18 protein-coding genes and 1 tRNA gene are annotated in these 14,741 nt (G+C 39.4%); 10 read left to right on the plus strand and 9 right to left on the minus strand.

Annotation, left to right across the window (positions count from 1 at the left end):
• Positions 1-12: 12 nt before the first annotated feature.
• Positions 13-474, minus strand: a complete 462-nt coding sequence (locus J7I42_RS23925) for a hypothetical protein (RefSeq protein WP_209141406.1) — start codon at positions 472-474, stop codon at positions 13-15.
• A gap of 307 nt (positions 475-781) precedes the next feature.
• Between J7I42_RS23925 and J7I42_RS23930 the strand changes: the two genes are divergently transcribed.
• From J7I42_RS23930 to J7I42_RS23945, 4 genes are all read left to right on the plus strand, one after another.
• Positions 782-855, plus strand: a tRNA-Asp gene (locus tag J7I42_RS23930).
• Between the two features lie 161 nt (positions 856-1,016).
• On the plus strand, positions 1,017-2,390 hold the full coding sequence (locus J7I42_RS23935; protein ID WP_209141407.1) for a site-specific integrase: 1,374 nt from the start codon (positions 1,017-1,019) through the stop codon (positions 2,388-2,390).
• A gap of 10 nt (positions 2,391-2,400) precedes the next feature.
• Positions 2,401-2,961 carry a PDDEXK nuclease domain-containing protein gene (locus J7I42_RS23940; RefSeq protein ID WP_209141408.1) on the plus strand — a complete coding sequence of 187 codons (561 nt, stop codon included), beginning with the start codon at positions 2,401-2,403 and terminating at the stop codon, positions 2,959-2,961.
• A gap of 389 nt (positions 2,962-3,350) precedes the next feature.
• Complete coding sequence (locus tag J7I42_RS23945) at positions 3,351-3,758, plus strand: hypothetical protein (RefSeq protein WP_209141409.1); 408 nt, start codon at positions 3,351-3,353, stop codon at positions 3,756-3,758.
• Positions 3,759-3,944: 186 nt separating this feature from the next.
• On the opposite strand, the gene J7I42_RS23950 is transcribed toward J7I42_RS23945, so the two are convergent.
• The 4 genes from J7I42_RS23950 to J7I42_RS23965 all read right to left on the minus strand — a co-directional run bounded on the left by J7I42_RS23950 (position 3,945) and on the right by J7I42_RS23965 (position 6,104).
• Positions 3,945-4,703: a hypothetical protein gene (locus tag J7I42_RS23950; protein WP_209141410.1), complete on the minus strand. Its 759-nt coding sequence runs from the start codon at positions 4,701-4,703 to the stop codon at positions 3,945-3,947.
• Between the two features lie 35 nt (positions 4,704-4,738).
• The gene (locus tag J7I42_RS23955) at positions 4,739-5,392 is read right to left on the minus strand and encodes a DUF3885 domain-containing protein (protein WP_209141411.1); all 654 of its coding nucleotides are present in this window, start codon (positions 5,390-5,392) and stop codon (positions 4,739-4,741) included.
• A gap of 108 nt (positions 5,393-5,500) precedes the next feature.
• Positions 5,501-5,776: a hypothetical protein gene (locus J7I42_RS23960; protein ID WP_209141412.1), complete on the minus strand. Its 276-nt coding sequence runs from the start codon at positions 5,774-5,776 to the stop codon at positions 5,501-5,503.
• A gap of 100 nt (positions 5,777-5,876) precedes the next feature.
• Positions 5,877-6,104 (minus strand): helix-turn-helix domain-containing protein, encoded by a 228-nt coding sequence (locus J7I42_RS23965; protein WP_209141413.1) that lies wholly within the window; start codon positions 6,102-6,104, stop codon positions 5,877-5,879.
• A gap of 383 nt (positions 6,105-6,487) precedes the next feature.
• Between J7I42_RS23965 and J7I42_RS23970 the strand changes: the two genes are divergently transcribed.
• The 4 genes from J7I42_RS23970 to J7I42_RS23985 all read left to right on the plus strand — a co-directional run bounded on the left by J7I42_RS23970 (position 6,488) and on the right by J7I42_RS23985 (position 8,618).
• Positions 6,488-6,880 (plus strand): hypothetical protein, encoded by a 393-nt coding sequence (locus J7I42_RS23970; RefSeq protein WP_209141414.1) that lies wholly within the window; start codon positions 6,488-6,490, stop codon positions 6,878-6,880.
• A 41-nt stretch (positions 6,881-6,921) separates the two neighbouring features.
• Complete coding sequence (locus J7I42_RS23975) at positions 6,922-7,578, plus strand: XRE family transcriptional regulator (RefSeq protein ID WP_209141415.1); 657 nt, start codon at positions 6,922-6,924, stop codon at positions 7,576-7,578.
• A 17-nt stretch (positions 7,579-7,595) separates the two neighbouring features.
• Positions 7,596-7,811, plus strand: coding sequence for a hypothetical protein (locus tag J7I42_RS23980; protein WP_209141416.1), 216 nt, complete (start codon positions 7,596-7,598; stop codon positions 7,809-7,811).
• Positions 7,812-7,979: 168 nt separating this feature from the next.
• Positions 7,980-8,618, plus strand: a complete 639-nt coding sequence (locus J7I42_RS23985; RefSeq protein WP_209141417.1) for a hypothetical protein — start codon at positions 7,980-7,982, stop codon at positions 8,616-8,618.
• A 58-nt stretch (positions 8,619-8,676) separates the two neighbouring features.
• On the opposite strand, the gene J7I42_RS23990 is transcribed toward J7I42_RS23985, so the two are convergent.
• The 3 genes from J7I42_RS23990 to J7I42_RS24000 all read right to left on the minus strand — a co-directional run bounded on the left by J7I42_RS23990 (position 8,677) and on the right by J7I42_RS24000 (position 11,183).
• On the minus strand, positions 8,677-9,999 hold the full coding sequence (locus J7I42_RS23990) for a relaxase/mobilization nuclease domain-containing protein (RefSeq protein ID WP_209141418.1): 1,323 nt from the start codon (positions 9,997-9,999) through the stop codon (positions 8,677-8,679).
• Entirely contained in the window at positions 9,984-10,379 is a 396-nt protein-coding gene (locus J7I42_RS23995) for a plasmid mobilization protein (protein ID WP_209141419.1), read from the minus strand. Before J7I42_RS23995 ends, J7I42_RS23990 begins: the two co-directional genes overlap by 16 nt.
• A gap of 468 nt (positions 10,380-10,847) precedes the next feature.
• A complete protein-coding gene (locus J7I42_RS24000) occupies positions 10,848-11,183 on the minus strand; it encodes a helix-turn-helix domain-containing protein (protein WP_209141420.1) in 336 nt (111 codons plus the stop codon).
• Positions 11,184-11,344: 161 nt separating this feature from the next.
• Here J7I42_RS24000 and J7I42_RS24005 point away from each other — a divergent pair, with 161 nt between their 5' ends.
• Positions 11,345-11,677: an EF-Tu C-terminal domain-related protein gene (locus J7I42_RS24005; protein ID WP_209141421.1), complete on the plus strand. Its 333-nt coding sequence runs from the start codon at positions 11,345-11,347 to the stop codon at positions 11,675-11,677.
• Between the two features lie 80 nt (positions 11,678-11,757).
• Here J7I42_RS24005 and J7I42_RS24010 read toward each other — a convergent pair whose 3' ends face one another.
• Positions 11,758-12,591, minus strand: coding sequence for a hypothetical protein (locus tag J7I42_RS24010; protein ID WP_209141422.1), 834 nt, complete (start codon positions 12,589-12,591; stop codon positions 11,758-11,760).
• Positions 12,592-12,956: 365 nt separating this feature from the next.
• On the opposite strand from J7I42_RS24010, the gene J7I42_RS24015 reads away from it, so the two are divergent.
• Positions 12,957-14,639: a BACON domain-containing protein gene (locus J7I42_RS24015; protein ID WP_209141423.1), complete on the plus strand. Its 1,683-nt coding sequence runs from the start codon at positions 12,957-12,959 to the stop codon at positions 14,637-14,639.
• The last annotated feature ends 102 nt before the right edge of the window (positions 14,640-14,741 follow it).

Here is a 14,741-nt window from a genome sequence, read left to right on the forward strand (position 1 = left end):
AGAGCAATTATATCAGGTAAATACGATATCGTTATTATTGAGTTCTCTGGAAATTACCCTTTTTGAGGGCCAGAACAGGGCTGAAAGAAATGATTGGATGATGAGAATGTAGAAGAACGAATTCTTGTTTATAATTAACAGGAATGCTGCCGAGATCACTACAGATAAGGTATTCCAAAGCAATCTCTTTTTGAAGAACTGCTCATATTTTTCAAATTGCACATTGAAATCAGTTATGGCAATTATTTTCCTGATTTCTTTTTTGCTCCAGTTTGAATAGATGTAGGAAGGGATAAGCAGCAGAAAAAATATGATCCAGGTAGTGTACCTGGTTACGGCGCCATGACCAACCAGGGCGCCTAAAGATCCTCTGAAAAGTATCCCGATTAAACAGGTGATTAAATTACACACAAGAAAATAGTAGAATGATCGCTTTAGGTTTCGAAGGTCAAAAACCGGTAGGTCAAGGCTCATTTTGAATTTTTTAAGGATAAGGCAATATAAATAACCATTATGAAATGTCATAGATTTTTGGATATTCAAATATCAATTCCTTAATTTCGCCGCAGCAAACGGTTTGTGGGTAGAATGATCTGCAGGCGGTGAGCAATTAGGTTCTTTGTAAATAGCCTGAGGTAATAAAATGAATAAGAGAGGAGAGAAGGGCTGAGATAAATTTCTTTAAAAAATATGAAAATATTTTTTGGAGATATCTCAAAACTCCTCATCTTTGCACTCCCAAAAACGACGAGCCATCCGGCGAAAACGTTGAAAAGGAAAAGGATCGGTAGTTCAGTTGGTTAGAATGCCGCCCTGTCACGGCGGAGGTCGCGGGTTCGAGTCCCGTCCGGTCCGCAAAAAAGGTTCATCAGCAATGATGGACCTTTTTGCTTTTTACCCATCTTTACTTCTAGCCGGTTGATTTTCAGCAATTCATAACAGCGCGGCGATTTTATTCTTCCGATCTTTAATTCAGGTAGACACATTTTGAATCGACCAATTGAATCGACCAAATTATGTTGTTACCTATCAAACCGATTTGCCGCAGCAATAGGATTAAAAAAGATGGAACTGCGCCCATATTTCTGCAATACTGCTACAGCAGAACGAAACGTACATTATTAAGCACAGGAATTGCTGTACCGCCAGAATATTGGCAACGGAAACATTTACGCATCTCTCCACAACTTCCGCCGCAATTCGGCGATGCTTCAAAACTAAATGATGAGCTGCTTCGCCAAAAGCGATTGGTGGAAGACCTGGTTGCAGAGGCTACCAAAAAGCAGATTGAAGATAAAGGAGCCTTTGTAAAAAAGACGTTCACACCAACGCTCGATCTACAATCCCTCGATGAGCGGGTAACCGTGGTCGCTAAACAGGAGACGGTCAAGAAAGAAGCCAAACAGGATATTTATTACCAGTTTGATGAATACATTAAAACAAAAGAGAGAAAAGTAAGTAAGGCAACGCTTACCGTGTATGGCAATGTTAAAGCCCATTTACAGGCGTTTGAAAAATACCGGCAGGAGAAGATCAGCTTTGCCAGTTTTGACTTTAATTTCTACCACGATTTTATTGACTACCTCACCTTTGAACATGTGCACATCCGCCGTCAGGAAGTGTTGACTGGTTTAAAGCTGAACACCATTGGTAAAACCATCAAACACCTGCGCGGCTTTATTAAGGACCGGGTGAAAAGAAAGATCATTGCACCCATCGATCTCACCGATTTCAAAATACCCGAAGAAGAATGCGATGCTATTTATTTAAGTCACCAGGAAATAGCAACTATTTATCAAACTGATCTCTCTGGCCATCCTCACCTCATCGAATATCGAGATTTGTTTGTCCTGGCCTGCCTGACAGGTTTACGTTTCTCCGATTTCTCCACTTTAAAGCCGGAAGACCTGCAACGGGATATGCTGTACAAGAAGCAGGAAAAATCAGATCACTGGGTAATTATTCCTTTACGTGAAGAAGCCAAACACATCTTCACGCGGCAGTTCAGGGAGCGCATACCCGCGCTTACCAACCCGGAATTTAACCGCCATATTAAAACCATTGGCAAATTAGCTGGACTAAATCGCTCCATTAAATTCTCCTACAAAAAAGGAAATAAAAGTATTGAGGTTATAAAACCTAAATATGACTGGATCACTTCGCATACTGCCCGCCGCTCCTTTTGTACCAATGAATTCCTTGCCGGTACACCGGTAGAACTGATCATGAAGATCAGCGGCCACAAACGAACAAAGGATTTTTATAAGTATATCCGCATATCGCCCGAAGAAGCTGCTAATAAAATAAAGGAATTGTGGATAAAGAGGGATGGGATGCGGCTAGTACAAACCGATACAAAAATTGTTTTAAGTAAAGACATAAACAATTAATCAATAAACTATGCAGACTGATCAACATTATACTCAGTTATTACAGGATATTAAATCCAGCATCTCGAAAAGCCGATATGTAGCTGCACGAATGGTTAACCAGTTAGACTTTCTGCAACTGCGGGACGGTGGTAACGAAAGTAGAATAGAAAATAGCATTGTTTCCAATATAACCGAATTCATTTTGAAGATGGGAAAAGGGTTTACTTTCATTGGTAACCAGTTCCGCCTGGAGGTAGAGGGGCATGAGTTTTCAATCGACTTGCTTTTCTATAATCGAATCCTACGACGGCTGGTGGCTTTTGAAATTAAAAAAGATCGTTTCACGCCGGAATATACAGGTCAGTTACATTTTTATCTAAATGTGCTGGATGACAAAATTAAACTTCCGGATGAACTTCCCAGTATTGGTATCCTTCTTTGTAAAGAAAAGCAGGATTCCATTGTGCAGTACTCCATCAGGAACATGAATTCACCGATGGGAGTAGCCACCTTTATGAACTCGAGCGAACCGCCTGTCGAAATACAACAGGTGTTGCCCGATAGTGACCAATTGCGAAAATTAATTTAACAGGGATAATGATGAGAAAAATAACTAGACAAAAGATAAAAGGAAAATCTAGGGTAGCCACTGATTTACCGGTTAACGATTATACTAATGATCCCTACTTTGTTAAGAAAAGGGAAATGGCGTCAGCGTTTCTGAAGAAAGTGGGGTTGCCTGAATCATTCAAAAAGTCTCAAGGTAAATAGACAACTGCCCAGCCACTATATCATATTAATAAGCATTAATAATGCCTTCAATCCGTAAATTTGAAGGCGTTTTATTGGAAGATTATATCGTTCTAAATAACCTTTATTATATTTGAGATCACCATTGCAAACGAATTAGACAATTGTCAATACCGGGGTGAACTGGCCAAGACTAGTGACATATAATACAGTTAGAAAAAGCAATTAATGAGAAAGTATCTGATTTTTTATTTCCCAGCTATAATCATTGCCTGTGCTCTTTGTTGTTGCAGGAATAAAAAAACAAATGAAACCAGCCAAACAGTGAATGATAATCATGGCAGAGTCCTCAAAATATTCAGATCGACAGAGAAAGTGAATCTTTATGTGTTGACGATAAATAAGGACTTTAGTTATAGAGATTCATTAGATAGAAATTATTCCGAACCATGGAGCCTCATTAAAGAGTATGTTCCTGTTGGTGATTCAATTAAAGTCTATTTAAAAATGGATAATATAGACACAACGTTTATATATAATATTAAAGGGGTTGATAGCATTCTTTTTGGACGCAGTCCAGGGCCTTCGTTTTATATTATAAATAATTTGTACAAGGAAGCCTGGTTATTTGATTAAATCAATCAATTAAACTGGAAAAACGCAGATAAATTATCGACACGCCGGGGATTTACCGTTCCTGGCGTTTTATTTCCCAATGCACATCTATCAAATGGGGCCACCTTTTCTTTATTCTTTACAGAGTAATAAAAATATTCATTAGCGTTTGTTAAGTTCAGTTAATCATACAAATGGTCGCCGATGTTAATCTATTTCTTTAAAAAGAGATTTTTTCAAATAATAGAAACCAAGCCAACTACAAGTGCCATCTGTTTTCTTAATGTTCAAATATTTGCTTTTAAAATCATACCAGTCAGTTGTCGTACAGCCATCATCCTTTGCATAATTTAATTCATTCTCGAATCTGATTAAATCCTGAATGTTCTGACTGGTCATAATTGTGGCCTTTAATAATGTACTATCTCCGTATTTCATTACCGTTTTTCCCCTTTTTTTGACATATTCCCAAGAAAGGGAATAAAGCCGGGCAACGAACTTGTCACTCTCCTTAATGATTATTAGTTTCTGAAAACCTGAATGAAAGCAACCTTGGGTATGAAAGTTTATTGAAATTAAATCCTTGTCCTGAAGTTTTGCCAAAGTATTTTGTGGATAGGCCAGTAATTTGTCAGGGCAAATTACAATCGAATTGGTTGACTGGTTTGTCAAGATTATTTGTTCAATGACTTCCTGGTCGTATAAATTTTTATATGTTAGCTTATAATTACCTGGGTAAGCATTTTCAATTTTAATAGGCCGTTGTCTGTATTGTCTCGGTATGATCTTATAAACTAAAGTGTCCTCCGGTAGTTTGTAGAATTTGATTGTGTCTGCTACACGCCAGGAATAGGCTTCACTTCTTCTACAGTCACCTGTGGAAAGTTTTATTGTTGTAGTCTCTTGTGTCTGCCCAAAAGAAACAAGAGAATAAAAGGATAGTAAAATTTGTAATATCAATTTCATGTCTCTTGGATAGGTTTCAGTCTTTATAAATTTCTTTATTTAAAATACTCATCAATTTCCGGTCTATGGTAATTAATAATCCAGTTATTTCTGTTAATATAAATGTCACGGATTTTATCTGCACTTTTACTCCAAACGTAACACCCCCTGTCGTCATACATATGAAATCCTTTGTCGGTTAGTGGGTCAAAAAAGTATATGCTTTGGTCGATGCCTGGGTCAAACCCCATTTCTGTATTGGCTATAGCATTAAAAATATTTCTTGCATTAATATCTTTGACAGGTAACTTTCCGATAACTATTCTTGCTTCATATTTTTCAAAAACCTTATTCCCGTTTTCATTTGTTATGATCATGCGGCTATTTACAAATTCCAACTGATTATAAAATCCATTAAGTAGATCCTCGGGGAATTGTTTATATAAATATTTCCTGTCTACTTCAAACAGGGTTGAATCCTGGTACTCATAAATTAAAACAAAAATTTCATTGGCGGGGGCTTGAAAGGTATCTGTAAATAATGTGATTGCTCTTTCTGTGGCTTGATTTACCCTGTCGATTGAGCCGTTTGGATAGCCCTCACCAAGCTCAAATCTAATTTCAACCTGACCTCGAAGTGTGTGCTGAGTGTTTATTTGGGAGTAGGGATAAATTTTGTCAAAATAGGATTGTAATTCTTGTCGTAGCATTATTCATTTTGTTATGGCAATTCAAAAGGATTATATACTGATAAAGTTAGCTGATGCGAAACTACCACAAAGGTTAAAATGTATCAGAATCCATTTATAATTGCCACTCTATAGTTTTGTTTTAACCATATTAACATGGCCATAGCCATTTTTTGCTTCAACCATGAAAAACCAAACGCTCTTCGTTTGATTTATAGGTGTTATATCGTCATCACTAAAGTTTTCTTTAATTATGTTTTCCTTATCAGCAATCGTAAAACCTTCAATCTCTTCTATGTTGAGAGTTTTAATCCAAATGACTCTTGCGTTTTCCTTGCTTGTTGCCTCAATCTGACTAATATAGGTGCCCCCGAGGTATTCCATGATAAAAGTGTACAGTTCCATTTAGAATAATGTATTAATTGAGGCCTATGTGGAGTTTTATGGAAAATATCCCGTTAGGATTTTCAACAACGATAAATGTATTTTAAAAGGGAAACCTAGTTTATAAGGTTTCTACCTTTTTGTGAAATTCTGATAAACTAATTTTAAAATATTTGCATAATGCGGATAGTGTACTAACGGAAAGGTTTGCCTTCGCTGTTTCAATCCGGCCAATATGGATATTAATGTCATTGTAAACTTCTTCCTGGGAAACTCCCTTATCATCTCTTAATTCCTTAATGACAATCGCTATTTTCTGTAATAATTTATTATCTCTTATCTGGCTCATATGTGAACCAAGATGTGAATAAAGAATTATTCGATTAATGACGAATATGTCATTATTTGCATTAGTTTTGATATATTAATATAATCTTGAAGTACTTCAAGTAAAACAGGTACGCTTACGAGTCTCGCCACACGAATCTGACTAATTCACAAATGCGAGGTAAGTAAAGCGCCCAATCCTTATATTGCACTATAGGGTTGGGCCTACTTATGTCTTTTCGCATTTGGCCGCCGTAAGGCGGTGGGCTTAGTCAGAGCCCGTGTGGCAAAGGGCAGGTAGGTTCCGACCCTATAGTTTTAAATGGCCGTTTTAATCCACCCCGGGAAACCTTCCTTTCTTTTTAGGCTCATCAAACCATATCAAATAACCTAAAAACTTTTCAGATGAGTGAGCCATTAAACAACTCCCGTCCTGGGATATCCTTTTCTGGTAAAACCTATAACAAACATCCTCAATGGTACAACCAGCCTTTACGCCTTACCAAAGAGCAGAAAAACGATCCCCTGCTGGTGCTGGACGATTTTTTCGAATGTTACCATCTAAATGAGGTCCGCCAAACACTATGGGAATGGCTTACGGAAGTCCTTTCCAGCCAGCGCAGTATAGCCATTGAGCCACTTGATCGTAATAATCATATCTATTTCTATGAAAAAATAGAAGCGATTATTGAATTGGCATATGTCATGAAAAATAAGATGCATAAGCATCGGCGTAGGCAGGAAAGAAGAAGATATAAAATGAATAAGTTAAATGAAAAGCCGCAAACCGGCTTATAACTCTTTAAGAATTCCATCCAGCATTTTCATCAAGTAGAGGTATGAAAGATATTGGTATCCGCCTTCGTGAATACAGGAGCCGGTCAAACACAAAGATGCCTGCTATTGCTTCGTCAACCGGTATCGCAAAGGAGACATTGTACAAATGGGAAAAAGGAACAAAGCCAAGTAGTATTGAAGAATATTATAAACTAAAGGGTTACCTGGATAAGATGGAAGTTAGTCTGGATGAAGAGACCTTTGAACTCGTAAAACAACATCCGGCGACATTAAGAATTCCTCTGACCAGCTCAGGTCCTGCGATTCCACAGTCTGATGGTAAAGCGGCCAGCGGCACAGTCATCTTTTCCAATAATGAACCGGAATTAATTGTTGATCGTATTAACGCCCCTTGTCTTGGTACAGTGGAAGGATCTATTGAAGTTATTGGCAATAGCATGGAACCTACCTTTTACAATGGAAGCCGAATCGCAATAACCCGGCTCTCCGATATTCAATCTCTTATTCCCGGCCAGTACTATTATGTTATCGACACTAATTGGCAGGGAATTGTCCGGCGGGTATATCCCGGCGAAAAGGAAAATAGTATCCGGCTGGTTGCTGATAACCCTGACCAATTAAGGCATCCGCCCATTGAAAAAGGCCTGGACCATATAGCTGCCATTTTTAAAGTAGGTGCGGCATTAATTAAATTCTAATCAAAACTTATCCAATTATGAAACTTAGTCAAAAGGCACTAAAAGCGATAAACAATCCCATCACCCGCCGTCGGTTGATGGATGCGCTGGGCTGTACTGAGTTCACCATAGCCCGGTATATTCAAAAGAATAGCGATAATCTCACCAAAGCCGCTTCCATGAAGATTATCAGGGAAGTGATGGGATTGTCGGACAATGAAATATTAGAGGAATCGGTCACCAACACTGTTTAGTCAGCTATCGGTTTAATAAAACTACTAGTCAGTACCATTACCATAAAGCCCGGATGTTTCTACATCTGGGCTTTTTCATCGAAGTGATTTGTGAAGGATATTACAAATGATTACATTGCGGCATAATAAAGAATGATTTTTTTAGATTTAGCGTACTGACATATTGATATGAGTAGAATTTTCCTGATTTTTAGTTTGTTTATTTTTGTAAAATGTACCGATAGCATTGAATGTGGAAAGAATCTAAGTAATAACGCCATTGTAAAAGAAGGTCCTTTTATTCAAATGAAATTGAACGTGCAACCTTTCTCATCAGATTCCATAATGGTAAATGCTATAATAACCAATATTCGGAATAATGAGCTGGCAATTTATAAGCCAATGTTACCTTCTGATACAAGTAGATTAGAGCTTTTTAGTGTTTTGGAAAGGGAAAGTTATCATAATGTGGAATTTATAGGTCAAGATCAACCGGATGGTGAAGAATACTTAAAATACGAAAATGGGGAACCGTCAATTTTTTTAGTTCCCAAAATGGATACTAGCAACTTCATTATCTTGCAACCCAGGCAGAGGTTGGTAATTGCTTCTAATCTTGCACATAAATTTAAATTTAAAAGATTCCTGAAAAAGGGCCAACGTGAATTTAAGTTGGTTTACTACAGATTTTGGCCATACATAATAAATGGAAAGCAGGTCACTGAAATCGATTCTTCTGATCATCAGGTTAAGCCTGTTTATTTTGTTGCCTCATTACCTGAAAATGACAATCCTGATTCAATGAGAGTTGCTTTTAGAATTCCATAAATTGTAAAAGTTAAGAATTGATTTAAGCCCGGACGTTTCCGCCCGGGCCATTTTAACTCTACAGTCGGTGCCTATGTTTTTTCTTTTTCTTGAGTTTCAACCATTCTGGCATTGCCTGATTCTCGACTTGTTCCGGTTTCATTAAAGTGGTCAACAAGTCGGCTGCTTTTTGCAAACCTTGTAGTTTTAAATCTTCCTCTAGTGTTCCACTTTTTAGAGGTGTGTCCTTGGAATGGTGTTTTGGGTTATTCTTCAAAGATTGGTAATTGGATTTCTGCTGTATTTTTGGCTGTAGTTTTTCAATTTGCACCGGTAGTTGAGCCTGGCGCAAACAGCGTTCCTGGATGGCTTTGGCGCTATATTGTTTGCCCAGGTCGCTGCCATTAAAAACACACTGATTACGGCGATCAACGTATGTGATACCATATATCAGCCCCTTGTCGTTTTGCCGTAGTTCCATGGCTATCCCTTCTTTTCTTAATAACTCCTTCAAATCAGGTATTGATACCGGTTTTAATAGAGCCAGGTCTATCGAGTTTTTTACCCGGATTTTAAAACCCTGTCGAAGCACCTCGTTTTTGGGATATAACTGTTCAAGTGTCTTCAATGTGGGCTTGTTGTAAAAAGCACTGGCTTTGATAGGCACGCCGATCTTGCTTCCGTTGGCATCCAGTACCCGGTAAACCAATCCGCCGTTTTTATTAATACGGGAACCCTCTTTGCCGGGGTCCGCCATAACATTGTATTGCTTCAGAACGGCATTTAATTCCGGTAATGAAGTGTATTTGTACCGCCGGATCACATAATCCAATACGTTCTGGATAGCCCGCTTGGTTTCGGTTTTACCATATTCTACCCGTTTGGGTGTTACTACCAGTTGCTTCTTAAGCTGCTGTTTTTGATCCTGTTTATGGGATTCTGCCGGTACCAATTTGAATTCCTGTTCAATCGCTTTTCGCGCGTTTTCGGACTGGTTACGGCCGATATTATTCATGTCGATCCGCCGGCCATTTTGCTGGATGTTGGTGGAAACAATGTGGATGTGTTTGTGGCCCGCGTCTTTATGTTCATAAACAAGGTAGGGCTGATTCCCGAATCCAATCTGTTGCATGTAGGTATCGGCAATGGCTGCCAGCTTTTCTTTGTTAAGCTGATCGGCGCCATCGAAATTCAGGGAGATGTGAATGCTGTTTGCTTTCACATTCTCGTTAAGTGCGGCCTGGTGTTCCAGCCTGCGCAGTTTATCAAAAAAGTTCAGCTTTTCCGTGTCCTTCGCATAGTTGGCGGAATGGATGCATTCAGCAACCCCCTGCTGAACTTTGTGCTCGTTATAATTGAGTGTATTGGAAAGGCTACTTCCTTTAATTATTCTTGCAACCATTTGTCTGAAAATTTTGCGATGTTTATTTTAATAGTGTCTACATTTTTGACTACGTCCTGCGCCATTTGCGTATGGGTTAGTAGCCATATTTTTAACTCAGGATAATGTTGCATCGCATTCAATTTTCGGACAGCCTGGTTGAAGTTATTTCCGACAGCACTTAATTCGGATTTCAGTAGGATCAATTCTGCCATAAAGGCATCCATAGATTGATCGCGGGTGAGGATGGTTACCTTACCCTGGAATAGTAGGTTTCTAACGTAGTCGCTCAGCTTTCGGCAGGTCGTTTTTTTATACCGGTTATTTAGCTGTTCGTACTCTTCCGGCGTTAGCCGGATGGTGACTTTTCTTGTTCTGTTTTTGTTGTTCGTTCTCTTCATATTCTTTTCACATTTAAGATTAAAAAACAGGGTACGGTGGCTGTTGGGCTGTTCACCCCTGCCGACTTCGGAGGCAAGGGGCGAGATCGTTTGGGAGACTCTGTCGGACAAACGGACATCTCGCCGGGTGCAACAACGTGCAGCACCCTGAGCACTTTTTGTCGAACAAAAAGTGGCAACGCCTCTGGCGTTGCTCAAAATAGGCGCTTGTCTAAGGGATTGCCTCCAGGCTTTAATAGCGGCCTAAAACGCACGGGAAACCAGGGTGAGGAATTCTTTGGAAAGGATATAATTGAAGGTGATTTTTGCCTCTAAGCTCCTCTTGCTTTGCAGCTTTTTGCCGGCTAAATATTCAGTTGTTGAAGCCAATGCCAAGATTGAAAACACACCCATAAAATGTCCCTTCTTTTTATACCAATTCCAATGCTTCCGACTGCCAAAAGAACAGGGCTGGCCAAAAGAAAAAAATCACTCATTGGAGACTGTTTGAGTGCTCATTAATTGCGTCACATCCTGCCACAGGAAATAGACGCGTGAACGCACCTTTACCGGCTTGATTTTTCCGACCTTGATCCACCCGTAAATGGTAGGTTTGGTGACCTGGAAAAGTGTGCAGAGTTCGGAGATCTTTAAAAGGGGTTTGTAGGTGAGGCCGGGTGTTTTTAGTACCGAACCTGGATCTGGTTTTCCCTTCTCCATTTTGGTTACCTCCTCCCGGATAATTTGCCTGATGTTTTGCCAATACTCAACAGGGTCATATGGAAATAACATGGGGGTATTTCCACTCTTCATTAGTTCTTGCATACTCGTTACTTTTAGGCTTCGAAAATACTATCCTGAGTAGGCCAGAAAAAGGTAAGTATACTTAAATGTTGAATTTTTGCCAGTAAGTTTGCAATATGGGTTGGTTTGTAGAGGAGATACACTGAGAAGGTTGACGTTCGATTATTTTTAACGCTAATATTATGACTTTGATAAACGACCTGATTATCGTTAAAGCACGAATCTATCTTAAAACTTCCGAAGAAGGTGGCAGGAACACGGCCATTAAATCGGGTTATAGACCTAATCATGCTTTTGAACAACCAAAAGATATTAGAAACATCCGCACATATGTCGGGGATATCCAGTTCGATGAGCAGGAGCTTATTCAACCAGGTGAAACAAAAGTTGTGACGGTAAGATTTCTACGAAACCCTACAGTTGAACAATATATAAAAGTCGGCCAACGATGGTTTATTTACGAAGTGCCAAGGTTGGTAGCTGAAGGTGAAATTTTAGAAATTGTACAATCTTAGGGGAAGTAAAAACCAAGCGGTACAAATCTTTTTCTTTTGCCCAGCAAACTTTTCCAAAGAAGTATTTTCTATTAGATTCTTTATTCCCTGAATTTAGATTCCAAACTCTTCAATAAACTTATACCTGCCGAAAACTGCAATTCTTCAAAAAACGCATACACGTCATTAAACCGATTTTGGATCTCGGTTCTGAACCGATGTGATAGTTCCTGCTTTGGGCCTATAATTAGTTGTAGGCTGTCCTTTATGCCGCCCTGGTCTTTCCCGAATAGCTTCATAAGTTGGCCAGCGGTGACGTCGTTGCATTGAAGAGCGTTCAGTCCAGCGGTTTTATAAAAGGCATAAAAAATTAGCACCTGGGAAAAAGTATGCATTTGTTTCTGGCGGCATTTAGGAATTTCATTTTGCAATGTAGCTAGTCGTTCCCGTTGACAAGTTATTTGATCCAACACATAACCGAGTTTCTCGTATTCGCCGGCAATTTGATTATTTAACCCTTTTTGTAATTGATCTTTTATCAGCTCGTTTTGCCGGGATTCCAACTCAGCGGTGATGGTTTCCAGTTTGGGCAGATAGTCAGAAAAGAACCGGGGGGCATATTGTGTAATGGTGATTATAGTAAAGCAAATAATGCCTGCCGTCAGAACACCTGCCAAGTAAAATTGATTAAGATGGGTATTAAATGGTAAGGTTACGACAATCGCCAATGAATAAAGAGTAGCAAAATGTATCAAAACGTACCCAAACCAATACCTGGCTTTAAGTTTCTGGCGGGTGGCCTGTAATGCCCATCCTGGGTACATGGTTGTTAATTGGTGGTGGGTGATGGTAAACGTGGTGCCGATATAACGGCTGTCTAGCGGTAAGTCAAAGGTCAGGAGAGGGATCAACTGCGTCAGTTTCATGCTCTTCATAGTCTCTTTTTTTAAAGATACGAAATGCTATTTATCTTAAACGAATAGGCTTTATAATGCTAAATGAATTATTTGATTCAATTTGAATTGGTTTGATACCGGAAATTTCGGAAACAGGGGCGTTCCGTAAACAACGGATAAACCCACCTTACTTTGGTTACAGGGTGATACCAGCGTAATATATAATAGGTTTAGTAAAAACTGTATTTTAAAGAACATGATATCTATCTTTCTGATAAAATTCTGTAATTAAGTGGTGGTCCAATCTGAACAATTATTCCTCCAACTGCACACTTATCAACTTTTTATGAAAAAAAAATATTATTTGAATTATCTTTGCCGCGTAATTCAAATCCTTTGAAAGTATGAAAATTATTTACCCTAGCCCTTTGAAATGGCTGTTTCTTGCATGCCTGATATTACAATTAATAATATCGTGTAATAAGAAAAGCGACGCCATTAACGATACCGTTGATCCCCCTGCGTCGACACCTATTTTAAAATTTACGCAACAAACGCTTTCCCTACTGCCTTATACCGGCGCTTCAGCAGATTTGGTAATTGAATCAAATGTTGACTGGCAGGTATCAAGTTCTCAAAATGATTGGTTACAGCTTAGCAAAACGTCGGGAAAAGGGAACGATACAATACATTTAACGGTAATAAAAGAAAATCTTACAACACAGACACGCACAATAACCCTTAAAGCAGTGGCCACTGATGGATTGGAAGGCTTGCAATCGCAAATTATCATCGAACAAAAATTCATAAATGTACAATTGGTATCTGAAAGGGCTTACGGTGGAAGCAATTTTGATTATATATATACGATGGCGAAAGCAAACGATGGCGGGTTATTAATTGCAGGATCAACAGGCAGCCAGAGAAACGGCGATGTAGGGGCTCCTAATCATGGTGCTGAGGATTGTTGGATAGCCAGATTAAACAGTAACGGCGATACTGCCTGGACCCGTTCGATAGGTGGATCACTTAGTGAATATATTACCTCAGCTACAGCTACGGCGGATGGCGGATTTGCTGTGGCCGGCGCCACTTATAGTAGCCAAAGTGGCGATGTAAGGGCAGTAAATCATGGCGGTGGAGATTGGTTTATAGTGAAATTGAAAAGCAATGGCGATACCCTTTGGACCAGGTTAGTTGGTGGCGTTAATCAGGATATTGCAAATGGAATTACTACTACTGCTGATGGAGGAATTATTGTTGTTGGACAGACCTACAGTAACACCAATGAAAAGGATGCAATGGTTGTAAAATTCAATAGCAATGGTGACATAGTTTGGCAAAAGGTTGTTGGCGGAGTAGGGGCAGACAATGCTACTTCTGTAGCCGTCACTGCTAATGGATCAATACTGGTAGCGGGCTGGACTCTAGCTAACAATACCGGAGATATAGGGAACAATCATGGATCCGTTGATATGTGGGTGTTGAAATTATCCGGTAATGGCGACAAAATATGGAGTAAATTATATGGTGGTAAAGACGGAGATATGGCAAATGCTATTGCTGTGACACCCGATGACGGATTCATAATAGCAGGCAGCAGTAGCTCACTTGATCAGGATATTGTTGGTAAAAATCATGCACAAACCCAGACGGCTGGAGATGGATATATCGATATGTGGGTTGTAAAATTAAATCCCAGTGGGGACATAATCTGGTCAAATGCATTGGGAGGCCCCTATGACGATGACTGTTTGGGAGTAGCAGTTACTCCTGACGGTGGATGTATTGCGGTCGGCAAGGCATACGAGGTTGGTAGAGATATTGAAAAAATTCATGAGAACCCTGACTATTCGAAAATAACATCGGACTTTTGGGCCGTGAGGTTAAGCAATACAGGGAACAAATTATGGAGTAAAACATATGGCTCCTCAGAATCGGAAACTGCAAACTCGATTATTATAAATAAAGATAACAGTATTTATGTAGGGGGATATGCGTATGCGACATCCTCCGTTGCAAATGGAGATAGAAAATCAGCTCATGGAGCTGATGATGGCTGGCTTATAAAACTAAGTGATTTCTAAGTAAGAACCAAGAACGCTTCGCAATGGCATTGGATCAACCACAAGCTTTGCAAGTCGCGTTAAGTCTTCTAAATTTATTGAATCTAAGGGGTCACAAAAGAA

The sequence above is a fragment of the Niastella soli genome (assembly GCF_017742245.1).
GTDB lineage: Bacteria > Bacteroidota > Bacteroidia > Chitinophagales > Chitinophagaceae > Niastella > Niastella soli.